Source organism: Pseudomonas sp. AKS31, from assembly GCF_023634765.1.
Taxonomy (GTDB): Bacteria; Pseudomonadota; Gammaproteobacteria; order Pseudomonadales; family Pseudomonadaceae; genus Aquipseudomonas.
The window spans coordinates 1-1,423 of sequence record NZ_JAMLFX010000032.1 but is presented as its reverse complement, the minus strand read 5'-3'; the positions used below and the strand labels follow the sequence as shown (position 1 = coordinate 1,423).

1 protein-coding gene is annotated in these 1,423 nt (G+C 56.4%); it reads right to left on the bottom strand.

Annotated features, from left to right (window positions below):
- Window positions 1–10: 10 nt before the first annotated feature.
- A complete protein-coding gene (locus M9827_RS27575; protein WP_250608372.1) occupies window positions 11–1,312 on the bottom strand; it encodes an IS4 family transposase in 1,302 nt (433 codons plus the stop codon).
- Window positions 1,313–1,423 lie beyond the last annotated feature (111 nt).

Genomic DNA, 1,423 nt, shown 5'->3' with positions numbered 1-1,423 from the left:
GCCATCCCTTTCAAGGTCTTTTCGTTTTGGCAGCCTTGATTACCCGGTCCGTTGAAACATGCGCATGCACAGCGGTGCCTTGAACCCATGTCTTGGGTTTAGGCACCTTGGGGCCACGGGGGCTTTTCGCAACTTGTTTTGGCTGGATGTTTCTGGCCAGTTCCAGTAAGCGCTGAGCCAGTTTTTCCAGAGGGACGACAGGAAGATATTCCGAGGGCAGTGCAATCTGCATTCCCTCAAAACCACTCCTGACCTGAACCGCCAAGTGATAGATCGAGGCTTCCCATCCTTCAGGCTGGGTCTCCCGATGAGCTTGCTCGACGCTGCGTTTGAGGACGGCCAGGACGTTGTAGGCCAATACCGCAGTGGCGAACCCGAGTAAGGCAGCCTTTGGGCTGCCAAGGGTTTCGATTTCACTTTCCAGGATCGCTTCCAGTCGCTGGAACATACCTTCAATGCTCCAGCGGCGGCGATAGAGTTGCGCGATCTGCTGCGCACTGACGCTCTGGGGCAGATTGCTCCAGAACATCAAGCTGCTGTCACCCGAGTCTGTTGGCGAATGAAGCGTCAGCTCGACACGCCGACATTGATAACCGCCTCTGATCTGGATGATCTGCTCACGCACAGTGCCTGTTTCCACAGGCACTGGCTCTTGCCACTCACCCTCTTGAATCAAGCGAGGATGCTTGGCCTGCTGACGAATGACAAAGCAAGTTTGGACCTGCTCACAAGCCTCCATCACCGGGAGCGTGCAGTAGAGTCGATCAGCCAGCCACACTTGGCCCGGCTCGGCATCAGCCAATAGAGGCAGCACACAAACACGCTCGCTTGCGTAGGCATCCTCACACGCCTGAAGGTCGATGACCTGATCCAGGTCGGGGTCGTAGACAACCACCGAAAAGCCAGGACGAGCAGCGCCGCGTTCGTGGCGTAAAGCCCCCAGACGCTTCTCAGTGGATGCCAGGTGATTGCCGTCTACCACTCGAACCTGCCAGTCCGGCAGCATCGTCGTGCAACCCAGTTCTTTGATGGTTGGAGTCAGCCGTTGCGCACAGCCCGTAACCAGAGCGCGCAACAGCGTGGGCTCGGTACGACTGATCTTGTCGTAGAGGGCCGCCAAGCTGACAGGGAGATCTTCCAGTTGCCGCGCGGCGGCGTGCAGGGATGGCTTCAAGCCCAATGAAACAAGGGACATCAGCTTGATGATGGTCGAGAACAGTAGTTCACGAGAATACTGCCGCTGCCGATGTTCTTCGAAAACCTGATCGACCCATTCAGGGGCAATAGCCTGCTCCAGTGCCAATTTGGCCATGACACTGGCAGGTGCTTTTTTCTCGAAACGCGCTAGAACATCGGCCCACATCGTTTGGGGATCCCTGAATGAAATTTCAGCGATTTTACCGAAGACCTTGAAAGGGATGGC

Coding starts and splice junctions, on each gene's coding strand:
- M9827_RS27575 (WP_250608372.1), bottom strand. CDS start 1,312: ATGGCCAAATTGGCACTGGAGCAGGCTATTGCCCCTGAATGGGTCGAT.